This window comes from Roseivivax sp. (assembly GCF_054552075.1).
Window position 1 is genome coordinate 76398 of the sequence record NZ_JBTOLZ010000010.1, and the last position, 16416, is coordinate 92813.

The 16416-nt window shown below is 71.5% G+C and carries 15 protein-coding genes; 12 read left to right on the plus strand and 3 right to left on the minus strand.

Going from position 1 to position 16416, the window contains the following annotated elements; all coding sequences use genetic code 11:
* Window positions 1–84 precede the first annotated feature (84 nt).
* From ACX938_RS09830 to ACX938_RS09840, 3 genes are all read left to right on the plus strand, one after another.
* A complete protein-coding gene (locus ACX938_RS09830) occupies window positions 85–885 on the plus strand; it encodes a trypsin-like serine peptidase (RefSeq protein WP_232753620.1) in 801 nt (266 codons plus the stop codon).
* A gap of 159 nt (window positions 886–1044) precedes the next feature.
* Entirely contained in the window at window positions 1045–1518 is a 474-nt protein-coding gene (locus tag ACX938_RS09835) for an Hsp20 family protein (protein ID WP_459430908.1), read from the plus strand.
* Window positions 1519–1781: 263 nt separating this feature from the next.
* A complete protein-coding gene (locus ACX938_RS09840) occupies window positions 1782–2039 on the plus strand; it encodes a YjhX family toxin (RefSeq protein WP_232753618.1) in 258 nt (85 codons plus the stop codon).
* Window positions 2040–2164: 125 nt separating this feature from the next.
* On the opposite strand, the gene ACX938_RS09845 is transcribed toward ACX938_RS09840, so the two are convergent.
* Window positions 2165–3643 (minus strand): NAD-dependent succinate-semialdehyde dehydrogenase, encoded by a 1479-nt coding sequence (locus tag ACX938_RS09845; protein WP_459430909.1) that lies wholly within the window; start codon window positions 3641–3643, stop codon window positions 2165–2167.
* An 88-nt stretch (window positions 3644–3731) separates the two neighbouring features.
* On the opposite strand from ACX938_RS09845, the gene ACX938_RS09850 reads away from it, so the two are divergent.
* The 6 genes from ACX938_RS09850 to ACX938_RS09875 all read left to right on the plus strand — a co-directional run bounded on the left by ACX938_RS09850 (window position 3732) and on the right by ACX938_RS09875 (window position 10277).
* Window positions 3732–4523, plus strand: coding sequence for an alpha/beta hydrolase (locus ACX938_RS09850; protein WP_459430910.1), 792 nt, complete (start codon window positions 3732–3734; stop codon window positions 4521–4523).
* A 169-nt stretch (window positions 4524–4692) separates the two neighbouring features.
* Entirely contained in the window at window positions 4693–5898 is a 1206-nt protein-coding gene (locus ACX938_RS09855; protein WP_459430911.1) for an aminopeptidase P family protein, read from the plus strand.
* Between the two features lie 334 nt (window positions 5899–6232).
* A complete protein-coding gene (locus ACX938_RS09860) occupies window positions 6233–6685 on the plus strand; it encodes a MarR family winged helix-turn-helix transcriptional regulator (RefSeq protein WP_232753614.1) in 453 nt (150 codons plus the stop codon).
* Window positions 6686–6752: 67 nt separating this feature from the next.
* Window positions 6753–7385 (plus strand): DUF1523 family protein, encoded by a 633-nt coding sequence (locus ACX938_RS09865; RefSeq protein ID WP_459430912.1) that lies wholly within the window; start codon window positions 6753–6755, stop codon window positions 7383–7385.
* 166 nt (window positions 7386–7551) lie between these two features.
* Complete coding sequence (locus tag ACX938_RS09870) at window positions 7552–8958, plus strand: hypothetical protein (RefSeq protein ID WP_459430913.1); 1407 nt, start codon at window positions 7552–7554, stop codon at window positions 8956–8958.
* Window positions 8955–10277: a glycosyltransferase family 4 protein gene (locus ACX938_RS09875; RefSeq protein ID WP_459430914.1), complete on the plus strand. Its 1323-nt coding sequence runs from the start codon at window positions 8955–8957 to the stop codon at window positions 10275–10277. Before ACX938_RS09870 ends, ACX938_RS09875 begins: the two co-directional genes overlap by 4 nt.
* A gap of 11 nt (window positions 10278–10288) precedes the next feature.
* On the opposite strand, the gene ACX938_RS09880 is transcribed toward ACX938_RS09875, so the two are convergent.
* Window positions 10289–11056, minus strand: coding sequence for a WecB/TagA/CpsF family glycosyltransferase (locus ACX938_RS09880; RefSeq protein WP_459430915.1), 768 nt, complete (start codon window positions 11054–11056; stop codon window positions 10289–10291).
* A gap of 143 nt (window positions 11057–11199) precedes the next feature.
* Here ACX938_RS09880 and ACX938_RS09885 point away from each other — a divergent pair, with 143 nt between their 5' ends.
* The 3 genes from ACX938_RS09885 to ACX938_RS09895 all read left to right on the plus strand — a co-directional run bounded on the left by ACX938_RS09885 (window position 11200) and on the right by ACX938_RS09895 (window position 14855).
* Window positions 11200–12402 carry a glycosyltransferase gene (locus ACX938_RS09885; RefSeq protein ID WP_459430916.1) on the plus strand — a complete coding sequence of 401 codons (1203 nt, stop codon included), beginning with the start codon at window positions 11200–11202 and terminating at the stop codon, window positions 12400–12402.
* Window positions 12399–13370 (plus strand): glycosyltransferase family 2 protein, encoded by a 972-nt coding sequence (locus ACX938_RS09890; RefSeq protein WP_459430917.1) that lies wholly within the window; start codon window positions 12399–12401, stop codon window positions 13368–13370. Before ACX938_RS09885 ends, ACX938_RS09890 begins: the two co-directional genes overlap by 4 nt.
* A gap of 198 nt (window positions 13371–13568) precedes the next feature.
* Window positions 13569–14855 carry a P-loop NTPase gene (locus ACX938_RS09895; RefSeq protein ID WP_459430918.1) on the plus strand — a complete coding sequence of 429 codons (1287 nt, stop codon included), beginning with the start codon at window positions 13569–13571 and terminating at the stop codon, window positions 14853–14855.
* A gap of 145 nt (window positions 14856–15000) precedes the next feature.
* On the opposite strand, the gene ACX938_RS09900 is transcribed toward ACX938_RS09895, so the two are convergent.
* Window positions 15001–16329: a GumC domain-containing protein gene (locus tag ACX938_RS09900; protein ID WP_232753606.1), complete on the minus strand. Its 1329-nt coding sequence runs from the start codon at window positions 16327–16329 to the stop codon at window positions 15001–15003.
* Between the last annotated feature and the right edge of the window lie 87 nt (window positions 16330–16416).

A 16416-nucleotide genomic window follows, 5' to 3' on the forward strand; every position in this document is an offset into this window, starting at 1 on the left:
CCCGCGATTGCCGCAGCCTTGCCCCATTCCGGTCAATGAGGCTCAATAGTCTGGCCCGCAGCCGCGCCACCGCCGGAGATCCCTTTGCCGCGCCGTCTCGCCCTTGCCCTCCTGGGGCTGTTCCTCGCCCAGCCCCTCTCGGCCCAGGGGCTGTTCTCGCTCGGGCCCGATGCCGCGGGCGGGGCCTGGGATTCGGTCGGCCGGCTCGAGATCTCGGGCAAGACCTTCTGTACCGGCGCGCTGATCGCGCCCGACCTGGTGCTGACCGCCGCGCATTGCCTCTATGACCGCGCGAGCGGCGCGCCCGTCGCGGTCGAGGAGGTGCAGTTCCTCGCCGGCTGGCGCAACGGCCGCGCCGCCGCCTACCGCCGGGTGCGCCGCGCCATCGCCCATCCCGACTACGACTTCTCGCTGCCCTCGGGCCCGGCGCGGGTGCGCAACGACATCGCGCTGCTGAAGCTGCAGCACCCGATCCAGAACACCACGATCACCCCCTTCGAGACCGACGCCGACCCCGCCCGCGGCGACAGCATCGGCGTGGTCTCCTATGCGCGCGGCGGCGCCGATGTGCCCGCGCTCGAGGAACGCTGCGCGGTGCTGTCGAAACAGCAGGGCGTGGTGGTCATGTCCTGCCGGGTGGATTTCGGATCGTCGGGCTCGCCGGTCTTCTCCTTCGCCTCGGGCGTGCCGCGGGTGGTCTCCATCGTCTCGGCCAAGGCCGAGGCCGAGGGCGCGCCGGTCTCTCTCGGGGTCTCGGTCGAGGCGGCGCTGCCCCGGCTGCAGGCGGCACTTGCAGAGGAAACCCGCCGCGCCCGGCTGCCCGGGATCAAGTCGGTGACCGAGACCGGCAGCCGCGCCAGCGCCGCCAAGTTCCTCCGCCCCTAGCCGCCAGGTTCCTCCGCCCGCAAGAGACTTGAAAGCCCGCGCGGGTCTCCCCAAATTCTGGCTGCGGAACGCCGCTTTCGGGTTCCGCATAACTTGGCAGCCGCCTGTCCCATACGGGAAGGCGCACAACATATGGTATCGCTCAAAGGAGGATAACCCATGCGTAGCTTTGACCTCGCCCCGCTCTACCGAGCCACCGTCGGCTTCGACCAGATCGCCGACCTCATGGACCGGGTGCTGGCCTCGGATGTGACCCAGCCCACCTATCCGCCCTACAACATCGAGAAGACCGCCGAGGATGCCTACCGCATCTCCATCGCCGTCGCCGGCTTCTCCGAGACCGATCTCTCGGTCGAGGTGAAGGACCAGGCGCTGGTGGTCTCGGCCCGCAAGGCCGAGGAAGACGAAAACCGCGCCTTCCTGCACCGCGGCATCGCGACCCGCGCCTTCGAGCGCCGCTTCCACCTGGCCGACCACGTGCGCGTCATCGGCGCCAGCCATGCCGACGGCATGCTGCACATCGACCTCGAGCGCGAGATCCCCGAGGCGCTGAAGCCGCGCCGCATCGAGATCCAGAAGACCGACACCGTCGAGAGCCGCAAGGACCTGCTCGACGCGCAAAAGGTCAACTGATCGCGGCAGGCGCCCTCGCGCCGCTTTGACGACCCTGCGCCCCGGCCGCCACGGCCGGGGCGTTTTGCGTCTGCCCCCGCTTGACCGCCCGACCCGCCGGATCTAGCCAAGGGGCCGTGACGACACCCCAGTGACGGGAATTGTTGATGCTGGAGCTTGTGACCACCCGCTGACACCTCGGTTCGACGAGGTGACGCCTACCTCCGGCCGGCCGGCTCTGCCGCCATGTCCGGGGCCTGACAGCGACGTCACAGGACGCATCCATGAATATTTCCAAACACGAACAGCGCGTGCTGCACGCGCTGGCCCAGGGCGGCGTGATCGCCTACGAGCGCGCGCCCGGCGGCCAGGTGACCGAGGTCACCTGCGTCACCCGCGACGGGCTGATCCTCGGCGATTGCTCGCTCGAGGTCTTCCGCAAGCTCCGCCGCAAACGGCTGATCGAAAGCCGCGCCTCCAGCCCCTACCGCATCTCCGCGCAGGGCCGCCGCAACGTGCGGGCGCAGGTGGACAACCGGTAGGGTGCGGGGGGCGGGCACGGGTCCGCCCCCCAAAAAAGAAGCGCCGCGCCGGGTGATCCGGCGCGGCTCTTTTGGCTCTCCGAGCCACCTCGCGGAACGGGGCCGAAGCCCCTCCCCTCAGCGCATCACAGGCTCAGGCAGACGTATTTCATCTCGAGGAACTCCTCGATCCCGTGGTGGCTGCCCTCGCGACCGAGGCCGGATTGCTTCACCCCGCCGAAGGGCGCGACCTCGGTCGAGATGATGCCGGTGTTCACCCCCACGATGCCGTATTCCAGCGCCTCGGCGACCGACCAGACGCGGCTCAGGTCCTTGGCGTAGAAATAGGAGGCCAGGCCGAAGATCGTGTCGTTGGCCTTGGCGATCACGTCCTCTTCGTCCTTGAAGGCGAAGAGCGGCGCGAGCGGGCCGAAGGTCTCTTCGTGGGCGACGGTCATCTCCTGGGTGGCGCCGGTGACGATGGCCGGCTTGAAGAAATTGCCGTCGATCTCGCCCTCCTCGGAGCCCAGGATCACCTTGCCGCCCTTGTCGCGGGCGTCGCGCAGATGGGCCTTCACCTTGTCGATAGCATCCGGCGCGATCAACGGGCCGAGGTCGACGTCCTCCTCGGCCAGGCCGTCGCCGACCTTCAGCTCGCTCACCCGCTTGGCGAGCTTCTCGGCGAAGGCGTCATAGACCCCCTCCTGCACGTAGATCCGGTTCGCACAGACGCAGGTCTGGCCGTTGTTGCGGAACTTGCACATGATCGCGCCCTCGACCGCGGCGTCGAGATCGGCGTCGTCGAAGACGATGAAGGGCGCGTTGCCGCCCAGCTCCATGGAGCATTTCATCACCTGGTCGGCGGCCTGGCGCAAGAGGATGCGGCCGACCTCGGTGGAGCCGGTGAAGGTCAGTTTGCGCACCTTGGGGTTCTCGCAGAACTCCTTGCCGACCTCGGAGGAGGAGGACGAGGGCACCACGTTGAAGATCCCCGCCGGCAGGCCCGCGCGTTCGGCCAACACGCCCAGCGCCAGCGCCGAGAGCGGCGTCTCCGAGGCCGGGCGGGCGACGAAGGAACAGCCCGCCGCCAGCGCCGGGCCGGCCTTGCGGGTGATCATCGCGTTGGGGAAGTTCCAAGGCGTGATGGAGGCGGCGACGCCGATCGGCTGCTTCATCACCAGGATGCGCTTGTCGCGCGCATGGCCGGGAATCTGCTCGCCCAGGACCCGCTTGGCCTCTTCGGCGAAGAACTCCACGAAGGAGGCGCCATAGGCCACCTCGCCGCGCGACTCGCCCAAGGGCTTGCCCTGTTCGGCGGTCATGATCTTGGCCAGGTCCTCCTGGTTTTCCATCATCAGGTCGAACCAGCGGCGCAGCACCTGGGCGCGCTCCTTGCCGGTCCAGCGGGCCCAGTCCTTCTGCGCCTCATAGGCGGCGTCGATCGCCTCGGAGACCTGCTTGCGCGAGGCGTCGGCCACCTCGGCGATGACATCGCCGCGGGCGGGGTTGGTGACCTCGAAGGTGCCATCCGCGCCCTCGGCCCAGGCGCCGCCGATATAGGCCCGGGTCTCGAGCAGGCTGGGGTCTTTCAGAAGGCCCGAGAGGTCGGTGGTGAGGTCGCGCATGAAACATCTCCTTGTTGCTGGGGCGGGCTTCGGGGTGGACCCGGCCCGTCATCACGATATTGTCGCCGAAACCGCCCCGGAGAGACAGATGGATCTGGACGACGCCTATTCCAATCAGGACCACATCGCCGATGCCGCGAGCTACCCGCCGCGATGGGCCGAGAAGGCCAGCGAGATGCGCAAACGGCTGGGGGCGGCGAACCGGGCGCGGCTGGGCCTGATGTATGGCCATGGAACGCGCAACGTCTTCGACCTGTTCCTGCCGCTCAGGCGCGCCGAGGGGCTCGTGGTCTTCGTGCATGGCGGCTACTGGCGGCGCTTCGGACGGGGTGACTGGTCGCATCTGGCCGAGGGCCCGATGCGGGCGAGCTGGGCGGTGGCCATGCCCTCCTACGACCTCTGCCCGCGGGTCACGATCCCCGACATCACCCGGCAGATCACCGATGCGGTGATCACCGCCGCCCGCGAGGTGCCCGACGTGCCGATCCGGCTCACCGGCCATTCCGCCGGCGGCCACCTGGTGGCGCGGATGCTCGAACCCGGGCGCCTGCCCGAGGAGATCGCCCGCCGCATCGACCACGTCATGCCGATCTCGCCGCTCGCCGATCTCGAGCCGCTCTTGCGCACCTCGATGAACGAGGAGCTGCAGCTCGACGCCGAGACCGCCCGCGCCGAAAGCCCGGTGCATCAGCCCAAGCCCGCCGCCAAGGTCACGGTCTGGGTCGGCGGCGACGAGCGGCCGGCCTTCCTCGACCAGGCGCGGCTTCTGTCCGAGGCCTGGGAGGCCGGGCTGGTGATCGAGGAGAACCGTCATCACTTCGACGTGATCGACGGGCTGGAAGATCCCGAAAGCCGGATGATTCAGACACTTCTGGGATAGGCCCGCCGCCAGCCCTCTTGCCTCGCGGGGGGCGGCCCGGCTATCGCTTGGTTGGGCCGAGCGATGGCGTCGCTCCCACCCCCGCCCCTCTTTGTCGTCCTGCACGCCGGGACTTCTCCGCCCCGCGCCCGCTCTCAGGGTGCCCCGGGCGGGTCAGCGGGAGGGCGCGATGCAGCGACCGGATTTCTACCACTGTCCCAATGGCGACAAGGCGCCCCTGCCCTTTGCCGCCGCCGAATACGAGGCCCGCCTGGCGGGTCTCCGGGCGATCATGCGCGAGGTCGAGGTCGAGGTCTGCGTGCTGACCTCGATGCACAACATCGCGTACTACTCGGGCTTTCTCTATTGCGCCTTCGGGCGGCCCTACGGGCTGGTGGTGACCTTCGAGGCCGACGTGGTGGTCAGCGCCGGGATTGACTCGGGCCAGCCCTGGCGGCGCTGCCACGGCGAGCAGATCACCTATACCGACTGGCGGCGCGACAACTTCTGGCGCGCGGTGGGCCATGTCGGCGGGGCCAACCGACGGATCGGGATCGAGGCCGACCATCTGACCGTCGCGGGGCGCGCGGCGCTCGACAGCCTCCTGGCGCCGGTGGGCGTGACCGACATCGCGCCGGCCACCATGCGCCAGCGGATGCTCAAGAGCCCCGCCGAGATCGGGCTGATCCGCGCCGGGGCCGAGGTCGCCGACGTCGGCGGCTACGCCATCCGCGAGGCGGTGCGCGAGGGCACCCGCGAGATCGACGTGGCCATGGCCGGGCGCGACGCCATGGAGTTGGAAATCGCCGCCCGCTTCCCCGAGGCCGAGTATCGCGACACCTGGGTCTGGTTCCAGTCGGGGCTGAACACCGACGGCGCGCACAACCCGGTGACCGGGCGGCAGCTGCGCCACGGCGACCTGCTGAGCCTGAACACCTTCCCGATGATCTCGGGCTATTACACCGCGCTCGAACGCACGCTGCACCTGGGCGAACCCGATGCCGCGACCGCGGCGATCTGGGACGCCAATGTCGGCGCGCATGAGCTCGGGATCTCGCTTCTGAAGCCGGGGGCGAGCTGCGCCGAGGTGACGGAGGGCATCAACGCCTTCTTTGCCGAGCGCGATCTCCTGCAATATCGCACCTTCGGCTACGGCCATTCCTTCGGGGTGCTGTCGCATTACTACGGCCGCGAGGCGGGGCTCGAGCTGCGCGAGGACATCGACACCCGGCTGGAGCCCGGCATGGTGATCTCCATGGAGCCGATGCTGACCCTGCCCGAGGGCCTGCCCGGCGCGGGCGGCTACCGCGAGCACGACATCCTGGTGATCACCGAGGAGGGGGCCGAGAACATCACCGGCTACCCCTATGGCCGGGACTTCAACACGCTGGGCTGAGGGACGCGCGGGGCGTGTGGGGCCGTGGAGGGCGCGGTCCGGGGTGCTGTGAGGGTCGCCGGACCTGCCCCCACGTTGGGCCTAGCCCCGTGCGGCCCGTGCCCAAGCGCCCCACGCCTCCGCACACCCGGCGCCGCCACAGCCCGGTGCGGCCCGTGCCCAAGCTACCCTCTCGCCAGCAAACCTGGCGTCGCCGCAGCCCTGCACGGCACGTTCCCAAGCGACCCTCACCCCCGATCACCCGGCGTCACCGCGGCCCCACCCCACCGGCAGCCCGCCGCGCCTGCCCGCTTCCCCGCTTGCCGGGGGCAAAACCGCGGCTTACATCGAACCCATGACTGACCGCGCCCCCGGACACGGCCTGGAGCAGATGCTCTGCTTCGACCTCTATGCCGCGCAGAACGCCTTCGGGCGCTTCTACAAGGCGTTGCTCGACCCGCTGGGGCTGACCTATCCGCAATACCTGGTGATGACCGCGCTCTGGACCGAGGCGCCCTTGAGCGTCGGCCAGATCGGCGCCCGGCTGGGCCTCGAGACCAACACCGTCACGCCGCTCCTGAAGCGGCTCGAGGGCGCGGGGCTCGTCGCGCGCAGCCGCGACGCCGCCGACGAACGCCGGGTCATCGTCGCCCCGAGCGAGGCGGGGCTGGCGCTCCGCAGCCGCGCGGCGCATATCCCGGCCTGCGTGCTCGACCGGCTCGGCATGGACGCCGCCGAGGTCGCCCGGCTGCAGGCCCGCCTGCGCGAGCTGCGCCAGGCGCTCGACCCCGCGGAGGACGGCGTCTGAGACCTTGGAACCGGCCCCGCTTCGGGGCAAAATTCCCCCCAGAGGACCGAACACGAGGGCCCCGCCGATGGCATATGTGAAATGGACGCTGATCGCGCTCTTCTGGATCGTGACCCTGTCCTTCCTGCACTACACGCTGCCGCAGAACGACATCGTGCGGATCACCGACACCTACGAGAAGCGCCAGGACCTGGGCGCCAACGGGCTGTTCTGGGCGCGCGGCGAGACCGGCGGAGAGGTGCGCAGCAGCCGCGATGTCTTCTTCATCCAGACCCGCCGGGCGGGCGATGACATCATGGTCTACCGCAACGAGGACACCGGCTGGGGCTGGCCGCCCTACTTCAAGTTCAACAGCTCCAACCTGCAGGCCGAGGCGGCGGACCTGCGCTCCACCGGCTCCGAGCCGCGCTGGGTGGCGATCCGGCACTACGGCTGGCGTGCGGAGTTCCTGTCGATCTTCCCCAACGCCGTGGCGATCAAGCCGGTGGCGGGCCCCGAGGTGCAGATCCTGCCCTGGCGGGCGATCTTCACGCTGGTCGTGCTGGCGGCGGTCTTCTGGGCGATCTGGGTGCGCTGGCGGCGCTTCCGGCAGAACCGCATCGACCCGGTGATGTCGAGCATGGAGGACAGCCTCGACGAGGCCGCCCAGGGCTTGAGCCAGCGCCGCAAGCGCATGGGCAGCTGGCTGCGCGGACGCTGAGGCGCTTGCGGGGCCAAACACGGCCCCGCCCCCAGCCCCGCCCTCCTGACTGCAACATTCCGGCACCGCCCGTCGCGCGCCGGCCCCCGGGGGTGAGGACAGCCCCGCGGCGGGCTGCTATCCTCGCCCCCGCGCCGCCGGGACGTGCGAGGGACCGCAACCCAAGATGCCCAATACCATCGCCTTTCTGATGCTCGGCCTGGTGCCGCTGGCCGCCGTCCTGGCGTTCCGGCTCCTGGCGCCGGGACGGGCGCTTCTGGTGGTGATCCTGGGCGGCTACCTGCTGTTGCCGAGCCCGCCCACCGCCTTCGACCTGCCGCTGGTGCCGCCGCTCGACAAGAGCTCCCTGCCGGCGCTGATGAGCCTTCTGTGCCTCCTGGTCCTGCGCCCGCCCGAGGCGCGCGGCTTCTGGCCCGAGGCGCCTTTGGTGCGGCTGCTTCTGGGCCTCTACGTCACCGTGCCGCTGGCCACCGCGCTCACCAATGCCGACCCGGTCGCCTGGGGCAGCTACGAGCTGCCCGCGACCTCGCTGAAGGACGGGCTCGGCCTCTGCATCCAGAACGCGCTGACGGTCCTGCCTTTCCTCTTGGCGCGGCAGCACCTGGCCCGGGGCGGCGCGGCGCGCGACCTGGCGCTGGCGCTGGTGCTCGCGGGGCTTGTCTATGCGCCGCTGATGCTGGTCGAGGTGCCGCTTGGCCCCTTCCTGCACGAGGCGCTTTACGGTTTCTCGCAGGCCAGCCTCGAGCAGGCCGAGCGCGGCGAGACCTTCCGCCCGGTGGTTTTCCTGCAGCACGGGCTCTGGACCGCCTTCTTCGCGCTCATGGCCTGCGCCGCGGCCTGGACCCTCTGGCGCCACGAAAGCGGCAAGCGGCTGCGCTACCTCGGGGTCGGGCTCGGGCTGACGCTCCTGCTGGTGGCGATGAAATCCTTCGGCGCGCTGGCCATGGCGCTTCTGCTCCTGCCGCTGATCCTGCTGACCGGGCGGCGCAGCCAGACGCTGGTCGCCGCGCTGGTGGCGGCGCTGAGCCTGACCTATCCGCTGCTGAAGACCGCCGACCTGGTGCCCGAGGAGCGGCTTCTCACCCGGATCGAACGCATCGACCCCGAGCGCGCCTTTTCGCTGGAGTTCCGCCTCGAGAACGAGGACCGGCTGTTCGACCGGGCGCTCGAACGGCCCGCCTTCGGCTGGGGCAGCTGGGGCCGCAACCACGTGATGAACGCGGGCACCGGCGAATGGCAGACGATCTCGGACGGTCGCTGGGTCATCACCCTGGGCGTCTTCGGCTGGGTCGGCTTCCTGGCCGAGTTCGGGCTGCTGATCTCGCCGATCCTGCTGTTGCTGGCCGGAGGCATCACCCGCGCGCCCGAGCGGTTCTCGCCCTATGCGCCGCCCCTGGCGCTGCTGCTGGCCTTCAACACGCTCGACCTGATCCCCAATGCCACGCTGACGCCTCTGAGCTGGCTGATCGCCGGGGTGCTCCTGGCCCATGCCGAACGGCCCGAGCGGCGCGGCGCGCCCGCCGCAGCGCCCGGGCCCGGCGGGCCCGGGTTGCGCTGGAAGCCGATCCTGTGAGCGCCCCCACCCGCAGGCCGCGCGTCCTCGTCCTGGCCGAGGCCGCCAACCCCGACTGGGTCTCGGTGCCCTTGGTCGGCTGGTCCCTGGCCCATGCGCTGCGCGATGTGGCCGAGGTGCACCTGGTGACCCAGGTGCGCAACCGCGCGGCGATCCTGAAGGCGGGCTACGTCGAGGGCCGCGACTTCACCGCGATCGACACCGAGGCGCTGGCCCGCCCCGCTCATCGCGCCGCCGAGATCCTGCGCATGGGCGAAGGCAAGGGCTGGACCATGGTGCAGGCGGCGCAATCGCTCACCTACCCCTGGTTCGAGCACAAGGTTTGGCAGCGCTTCGGCCCGGCACTGGAGGCGGGCGACTACGACCTGGTGCACCGGGTCACGCCGCTGGCGCCCACCGCGCCATCGCCGCTGGCGGCGCGGCTGGCGCGGATCGGGGTGCCCTTCGTCCTCGGCCCGCTGAACGGCGGGGTGCCCTGGCCCGAGGGCTACGGCCACGTCCGCCGGGCCGAGCGCGAATGGCTGGGCTACCTGCGCGGGCTCTACAAGCGGATGCCGGGCCGGGGCGCCACCCTGCGCCACGCCAGCGCCATCCTCGCGGGCTCGCGCTTCACCGCGGCGGAAATCCCCGCGGCGCATCACCACAAGGTGCTCTGGCTGCCCGAGAACGCGGTCGATCCCGCGCGCTTCCCGCGCCGACCGGCGCGCATGCCGGGCGCCGAGCCTGAGCCCCTGCGCGCGGTCTTCGTCGGGCGGCTGGTGGCGCTCAAGGGCGTCGACATGCTGATCGAGGCGGCGCGCGGGCCGCTGTCAGAGGGGCGGCTCCATCTCGAGATCATCGGCGATGGCCCCGAGATGGCGCGGCTCACGGCGCAGGCCGCGCGCTTGGGCGATGCAGTGCGTTTCGCGGGCTGGCTGCCCCATGCCGAGGTGCAGGGACGGCTCGCCGAGGCGGACCTCCTGGCCTTCCCTTCGATCCGCGACTTCGGCGGCGGCGTGGTGCTTGAGGCCATGGCCATGGGCCGCGCACCGCTCGTGGTGGATTACGCCGGGCCGGGCGAGCTGGTCACGCCCGAGACCGGCTACAAGGTGCCGATCCTGCCGCCCGAACGGCTGGTGCCCGCGCTTTCCGAGGCGCTGGCGGAGATCCTCGCCGACCCCGAGGGCTGCCGCGCTCGCGGTGCCCGCGCCGCCGAGCTGGTGGCAAGCCGCTTCACCTGGGCCGCCAAGGCCGAACAGGTCGCGCGGGTCTACGATTGGGTGCTCTCGGGCCGGGCAACGCCCGCGCCGGCGCTTCTGGGCGGGCCGCTGGCGGCATGAGCGGCTGGCTCTCAGTCCCGCCCGCGCAGGGCCAGGGCGCGGCGCGCCTCTCCGGGCAGGATCGCGGCACAGCGCGCGTAGCGCGGGGCCAGCCGCCGCGGCGCGCCGAGCATCCGCCAGAGCCATTCGAGCGACAGTCTCCGCAAGAGCCGCGGCGCCCGGCGCTGTCCGCCCGCCAGGAAGTCGAGCCCCGCGCCGACCGAGACGAAGCCCAGCTCGGGCACCAGCGCGCGGCCCCGTGCGGCCAGCCGCTCCTGCTTCGGCGCCCCGAGCGCCAGGAACACCAGCCGCGCGCCCGAGGCCCGCATGCGATAAAGCGCGGCCTCGGCCTCGGGGCTGTCGGGATCGAAGCCCATGGGCGGCGCCTCGGCGAAGACCAGCTGCAGGCCGGGCAGCTCCTCGGCGAGCCGCGCGCGCACCTGGTCGAGCACCACCTGGCTGCTGCCGAAAAGCCCCAGCGGTGCGCCCTCCGTCATGGCCATCCGGGCCAGCGGCAGCACCGCGTCCGAACCCGGCACCAGCGCCACGCGGCGCCCGGCAAGCCGCGCCAGCCAGGCCACCGGGTGGCCGTCTGCCGTCACCAGCTCGTGGCGCGCATAGGCGGCGCGGAAACTCGCGTCGCTGCGCAGCTTCACCATGTGGTCGAGGTTCAGCGTGGCCACGGCAAAGCCCTCGCCCGCCGCGAGCCGCCCGGCCACGGCGCGCTTCAGCGCGGCCATGTCGCGGATCGTCAGCGCGACGCGGGTCCCGGCGTAGTCAAAGGACATCTCGCGGCTCATGGCCCCGTGCCTAGCATGGCCCCCGCCCCTGCGGGAGCCGGAAAGCGCGCGCGGCGTAAAGACCCGCCCCCGTCCGTGACCGGCCTGCCGCGCGGCCCGCGCCAATCGCACCGCCCGCCCCTTGAAGACCTCCCGAGACCCGCATGAAACGCATCGCCTATCTCACCGGCCATTACCCCCGCGCCTCGCATACCTTCATCGAGCGCGAGGTCGCCGCTCTGCGGGCGCTGGGCCACGAGGTGCTGACCTGCTCGGTCCGCCGCACCCCGCGCAGCGAGCTCTCCGGCCCCGCGCAGGAGGCCGAACAGGCCAAGACCTGGCACCTGCTGGAGGCCGCCCGCCGCCCGGCGGAGCTGATCGGCGCCCATGCCCATGCCCTGCGTCACCACCCGCGCCGCTGGCTGCGCGCCCTGCGGCTTGCACTCAAGACCGCGCCCGAGGGCCCGCGCGCGCATCTGCGCCAACTTTTCTATTTCGCCGAGGCCGCGGTGCTGGCCCGCCACCTGACGACCCAAGGGGTCGCGCATCTGCACAATCACCTGGCCTCGCAGTCGCTGAACGTCACCATGCTGGCCGCCGAACTGGCCGACCTTCCCTACAGCTACACGATCCACGGGCCCGACACCTTCTTCGAGGCCCCGCGCTGGCACCTCGGCACCAAGACCCGGCACGCGGCCTTCGTGGCCTGCATCTCGGATTTCGCGCGCTCCCAGCTCATGTGTTTCACCGATCCCGAGGACTGGCCGAAGCTCAGGATCGTGCATTGCGGCGTGATCCCCGAGGAGTATCGCGGCGGCGCGTTTGCCGGGCGGAACCTCTTGTTCGTCGGCCGGATCGTCGGGCTGAAGGGGCCGCGCCTGCTGCTCGAGGCGCTGGCGCGCCTTTCCGAGGCGCATCCCGAGGCGCGGCTGACCTATCTCGGCGACGGGCCGGACCGCGCGGCGCTCGAGGCCCGGGTCGCCGCGCTGGGGCTCACGGACCGCGTCACCTTTCTCGGCTACCAACCGCCCGAGCGGGTCGCCGAGGAACTGGCCCGCACCGACCTCTTGTGCCTGCCGAGCTTCGCCGAGGGCGTGCCGGTGGTGCTGATGGAGGCCATGGCCGCCGAACGCGCGGTGATCTCGACCCGGATCGCGGGCATCCCCGAGCTGATCGAGGACGGCGTCTCGGGCCGGCTGGTGCCGCCGGGCAACCTCGAGGCGCTGACCGAGGCGCTGGGGCAGATGCTCTCGGACCCCGAGAGCGCCCGTGCCATGGGCCGGGCCGCCCGCGCCAAGGTCGAAGCGGAGTTCGACGTGCGCCATTCTGCCCGCCAGCTCTCTGCGCTTTTCGAGGCGGACCCGTGAGCGCGCTCGACATCGTGCTGATCGGGCGCAACGAGGCCCGCCGCCTGCCCGCCACCCTCGCCGCGGCCAAGGCCACCGGCGCGCGGCTGGTCTATGTCGATTCGGGCTCGACCGACGGCAGCCCCGCGCTGGCCGAAGCGGCGGGCGCCCGGGTGGTGGCGCTGGACCCGGACCGCCCCTTCACCGCCGCGCGCGCACGCAACGCCGGGGCCGCCGCGCTGGAAGACCCCGCGCCGCTTCTGATGTTCCTCGACGGCGACTGCCTGCTGGTGCCCGGCTGGACCGAGGCCGCGCGGGAGTTCCTCGCGACGCATCCCGGTCACGCGCTCATCACCGGCTGGGCCCGGGAGGAGGCGCCGGAGGCCTCGATCTACAACCGGCTGATCGACTGGGAATGGCGCGCCCCGGCGGGGCCGATCGACAGCTGCACCGGCAACCTCATGCTGCGCCGCGCGGCGTTCGACGCGGTGGGCGGCTTTGACCCGGCGCTGATCGCCTCGGAGGAGGAGGACCTCTGCCTGCGGCTTCTGGCCGAGGGTCACGCGCTGGAGCGGCTGCCCCGCGAGATGGTCACCCATGACGCGGGCATGACGCGGCTGTCCGAGTGGTGGCGGCGCACCGAACGGGCCGGGCACGGGCTGGCGCAGCTGGCTGCAAAACACCCCGGCGCGCGGCGCGCCGAACGGCTGCGCGCCTGGGTCTACGGCGGTGCGCTGCCGCTGGTGTTCCTGCTGGGGCTTCTCGCCGCCCCGCCGCTGGCGCTGCTGCCGCCGCTCGCCTGGGGCCTGAGCACCTGGCGCAGCTACCGCAGCCTGCGGAGCGAGGGCGTGCCGCCGGACGACGCGCGCGGTTTCGCGGCGCTGTTCACCCTGGCGAAACTGCCGGGCCTCCAAGGCATGTTGCGCTACCATCTGCGCCGGGCGACGGGCCGGCGGCTGGGGCTGATCGAATACCGCGGGCCGGGCTGACACCGGGCCGAGGCTTTGCGCCCGGGTGGTCAACAATCCCCGCGATTTGACCCAACTTTGGACAGAATTTACCGCTTTAACCGTGCATATCCGCCGGGAAACGGCCAGACTGGCAGGCAATTCGATGCAGGGAACCGATCGCATGACGGCGCGCGCGACGCGCCTCGAGCCCCCCCGCCGCAGGGTGGAGGGCAGGCGATGACGCGCGACCGCAACATCCGGCAGCAGAAGAGCGCGGCGCCGCAGCAGGCCCCCGAGGAGACCCGCGAGGCCGAGGGCCGCGAGGGCCCCGAAAGCGAGGCCCCCCTGCCCCGCCGCCGCACCTTTCGCCGCCGCAATTCGCCCGCTCGGCAGAGCCCCGAGGAAAGCACCCCCGTCACCCCGCGCCGCGTGGCTCCGCCTGCGCGGGAGGAGGAGGTTGAGGACCTGACGGCGCCTGCGGACGAGACATCCCCGCGGGACGAGAGGCGCGACGCGGCGGACAGCTCGGTGAGCGAAAATGACGCCGTGGCGCAGGGCGCACCGGAGGCCGAGGGCCGGCTCGCGCCGGAGCCTGGCCCTGTCGACTCGGAGCCCACGCCTGTCGCGTCGGAGCCCACGCCCGCCCCGGAGCCCGCCCCGGTCGATCCATCCCGCGAAGCCCCAACCGCACACCCGACCGAAGCGCATCACGACACCCCGCCCGCCGACGCGCCGTCCGCAGCCCAGACCGCAGCCCCCACCCGCCCCGACTTGGGCGAGCGGGACAGCGCCGCCGCGGATCGGCTCTGGGCGCGGCTCCAGCCATTCGCGCTCGACGAGCGGATGCTCGACCGCAACCGGATCATCACCGCGAGCCGCTACGACCCGGCCTATTCCTCCTTCGACGTGCTGCGCACCCGGCTTCTCCAGGCGCTGAGCGAGCGCGGCTGGACCCGCGTCGCGATCACCTCGCCGACCCAGGGCTGCGGCAAGACCTTCACCGCCGCAAATCTCGCCATCAGCCTGGCGCGGCAGGAGAACTGCCGGACGATCCTCTTCGACACCGACCTGCGGAACCCCTCTCTGGGCAAGGTCTTCGGGCTGCGCGGCACCGGGGTGATCGGCAACATGTTCCGCGGCCAGGTGACGCCGGCGGACCATCTGCGCCGGGTCGGGCCGAACGCGATTCACGCGGGCCACAACCTCGCCGTGGGGTTCAACGAGGCGCCCGAGACCTATGCCTCGGAGCTCCTGCAGGACCCGCGCACCGCGCGGACGCTGGCCACGATCGAAGAGAACTACGACCCCGACGTGATGCTCTTCGACATGCCGCCCGCGCTTTACGGCGACGACGTGATCGCCATGCGGCCCTGCCTCGATGCGGTGATCCTGGTGGTCGGCGGCGGGCTGACGACCGAGCGCGAGATCCGCGAGGTGGAGCGCCGCCTCGGGACCGAGACGCCGCTTCTGGGCGTGGTGATGAACCGGGCCGAGGGCTCCTCGGCGCGGAAATACAGTTACTGACGCGAGCGGGGGCTTCGGGGCGCGGGGCTGGCCGTCGCGCGTGCGCGCCCAAGCCAGGACTCTCGCTTTTCCAGAGACTACGAAATGCGGGCCGCCACCCCCCCCCCTGCGGCTTCAGGCTAGGCGAACCGGCAAACCTGCCCTCTCAGCCCCACACGCGCCGCGGTAGGAACCGGCCCCAGAAGCCCGGATCCGACAGCCGGCTGCCGAAGAACTGCAGCCCCGCCAGCACCGCCGCGGCGAGCCCGGCGAGACCCGCCAGCACGCCGATGCGCCGCCCCCAGCCGGGGCGGCGGCGGTCGACCACGGGCACGCTGATCACCGGGGTGATGCCGAGCCGCCGCTCGAGCTGCGCGGCGCTGCGGATCGCGGGGTTGAACAGCTCCAGCGCATAGGCCAGCCCCAGCGCCAGCGCGCCGCTCAGGACTGCGCCGATCAGCGCGATCGACTTGCGGCTGCGCGAGAAGGATTCGTCCGGCGGCACCGCGCGTTCCAGCACCGTCAGCCGGTCCGACTGGTCCTGCGCCTCAAGCACCTGGTCGAGCTCGGCATCGGCGCGCTGGCGCACCACGGTGCTGTATTGCTCCTGCAGGTTGCTGATCCGCCGCTCGATCACCGCGAGGTCGCGGGCCACTTCAGGCGCGCGGGCGATGGCGGCGTCGATCTCGGCGATGCGCGCCTCGATCAGCGCCTTCTGTTCCTCGAGCAGCGAAATCTCGCGGTCGCGCACGGTGTCGCGCTGGCGGGTCACGGTGCTTTCCAGCTCGGCGATGTCGCGGTCGATGTTGAAGGCGGTCTCCTCCAGCGCGCCGCGCTGGCCGCGCAAGACGCTGACCGCGCCGGGCAGGCTCTGGTCGTATTCGCGGCGGAACTCGGCCAGCTCGGCCTCGGCCTCGGCGATGGCGCCTTCGAGCCGCGCGGTCTCCTCGTCGAAGAAGGCCAACGCATCGGCGGCGCGGGACAGACTTTGCCGCCGGGCCTCGTCGATACCCGCCATCATCACCCGGTTGGCCAGTTCGGCGGTGCGCTCGGGGTCGTCGGTCGTCGCCTCGATGATCAGCGCGAAAGGCGCGATCCGGGGCTGGCCGATGCGGTCGTCGGCAACCTCCGAGACCTCGATCGAGGCGCGCATGACGGCCAGCTTGGAGCTGCGGTTCAGGGGCTCGGCCTCGGGGTCGTCGGGGGTGAACATGCCGATCTCGTCCCCGATGGTCAGCAGCGTGTCCGAGGCGGTCATGCGCTGCTTGATCAGCTCGATCCGGCGCACCGATTCCGCGCCCATGTCGGCGCCGTCCTCGGCGGCCTGGATGCGCGCGCCCTCGACCTGCACCACCGCGGTGGCGAGATAGAGCTTCTGCTGGCCCAGCGCGAATAGCACCGAGAGCACGCAGCCCAGCACAATGACGATGGCCATGGCGGGCGCACGGCGCCTGAGCGCCGCGAAGACTTCTTCGGGCGTCTGAAACTGCAACATCTACCTATTACTCCCGCAAAGAGGCCCCCAATGCGCAAGTCCGCGAAACCGCCGCGCGGCGGTCACGCTTCCGCCACAATGTACGGG